The 1,691-nt window shown below is 58.5% G+C and carries 3 protein-coding genes; 2 read left to right on the top strand and 1 reads right to left on the bottom strand.

What is annotated here, in order from left to right; genetic code table 11:
• The first annotated feature begins 234 nt into the window (after positions 1-234).
• Positions 235-531, top strand: coding sequence for a hypothetical protein (locus JF66_RS18640; RefSeq protein ID WP_156109922.1), 297 nt, complete (start codon positions 235-237; stop codon positions 529-531).
• A gap of 113 nt (positions 532-644) precedes the next feature.
• Here the strand turns inward: JF66_RS18640 and JF66_RS18635 are convergent, their stop codons facing one another.
• Positions 645-1,151 (bottom strand): GNAT family N-acetyltransferase, encoded by a 507-nt coding sequence (locus JF66_RS18635; protein ID WP_035880355.1) that lies wholly within the window; start codon positions 1,149-1,151, stop codon positions 645-647.
• Between the two features lie 89 nt (positions 1,152-1,240).
• Between JF66_RS18635 and JF66_RS18630 the strand changes: the two genes are divergently transcribed.
• Positions 1,241-1,691, top strand: a 451-nt coding sequence (locus JF66_RS18630) for an LD-carboxypeptidase (RefSeq protein ID WP_035880354.1), incomplete at its 3' end; no start/stop codon positions are given.

Genomic DNA, 1,691 nt, shown 5'->3' with positions numbered 1-1,691 from the left:
GTTCTCAGCGAGTTTGTTGATAGCGATCAGGAGCGTTCGGATCAACCGGCATTCGGCGGCATGTTCGTCCTGCACCGCACTTCCGACTAACGTGGCGGTGGCCGGATGTCCCACAGCGGGTTCCTCCTCGCGAACGCGAATTGGCCACTCTGCTTCCTCGGTCTATGTTGCACCGTGTGCGTCCGGTCTGTGGTTCGATCAGATATGAGCCGAAGTTTTCAGACTGGTCTAACAGTGATCCTCATTCTCGTTACCTTGCTGTGTGGCGTTCCCGTTGCCGCTGCCGCCTATGAAGCACGGGCTGCTGGATATCAGTGTGCTATTTCCCAGCAGGTACCGGCTGAGGCCGTGCTCGAGCTCGGTGCTACAGGAACCTATTCCGTCTGGCCTGTCGGACTTGAGTGCCGCTATGTAAGCGCAGACGGCACGGAGCTGATCGTGTCACCCGGTTGGTTCACCACTGGACTGGCCATCGAGGGCCTGATGGCGTTGTTGGGGTTGTTTGTCCTGACTGCCCTGGTGATGGTTTAGTTAGCTCAATTGCGCAGCCGCACGGTCAACCCCTGACGTCGACCTGAACCGGCCCGCTCAGGGTTGGTCTAGCGACACCGTGAACAGGGCTCCCCGTCAGGGACGAAATAGGGCTATCGAGCGCAGTTCTGCTCGCGTGTAATTCTCCAATAACTCACGCCATCGGAATCGAATGGCAGTTCAATCATCCCCAACTTTGCTGCAACGCGTTTGGAGACCGCGTTCTCCTGCTCGATCGTCGCCAAGATCGAGTCCAGCGACGAGATGCGAAACACGTGGTCGAGCATGCCGATCCCGATTTCCGTCGCATAACCGTTGCCCCAAGCCTTCTGATGAAAGACATATGTGAGTTCATCGAAGTCTCGATCCGGCGCTCGAATCACGCCACAGTAGCCTACGAACTCGCCAGATCGCGCGTCGAAGACGGCCGAGGTGCCGTAACCGCGATCGACGTACTTTCGCTCGCAGATTTCGACCCACTGCGATACTTCGGGGCGGCTGAGGACGGTCCCGTCCCCGACAAATCGCATCACGTTCGGGTCCGCGCAGAGGTCTGAGAAGTCGTTGAGGTCGTCGTGGCGAAACTGTCGCACCGATAGATGTTCGGTCTGGAATATCATCGGATCAGCCTATCCACGCCCGCAGGTCGTTCTTTTTTACGGGCGGTATGAACGTGCGTGGCGATCCGATCCTCTGATTCAATGACTGGATGCGCACATTCACGAACGTCCCCAAAGCCACTGTCGGCGATCGAGTCGCGATCCTATCCCCGGCGTTCGCGGCTCCGGCGGTGTCGGAGGACGTTCACGAGCAGGCGATGCGACGCCTCGCAGAAGTCACTGGGCTTGTGCCGGTTGAGTATCCAACGACACGGCAGCTCGGTGCGAGCGCCGAGGCGCGAGCTGCCGATATTGAGGCGGCGTTCGCTGATCCGAGTATTCGGGCGGTTCTTGCAACGATCGGAGGGGATGATCAGATCACCGTCATCCCACATATCGACACCGACATCCTTGCCTCAAACCCCAAACCGTTCCTCGGATACAGTGACAACACGAACCTGCACAACCTTCTCTGGAACGTCGGGGTGCCCAGCTACTACGGTGGCTCAACACAAGTTCACCTCGGACCAGGCCCGCATGTCGATGACGTGCATGTGGCTT

This window comes from Cryobacterium sp. MLB-32, assembly GCF_000738085.1.
Lineage (GTDB): Bacteria > Actinomycetota > Actinomycetes > Actinomycetales > Microbacteriaceae > Cryobacterium.
Note: the sequence above shows the minus strand (reverse complement) of the source record. Positions and strands in the feature narration are given on the sequence as shown.

Bases quoted from the DNA above. Each gene is read 5' to 3' on its own strand.
- JF66_RS18635 (WP_035880355.1), bottom strand. From the start codon at position 1,151: ATGATATTCCAGACCGAACATCTATCGGTGCGACAGTTTCGCCACGAC.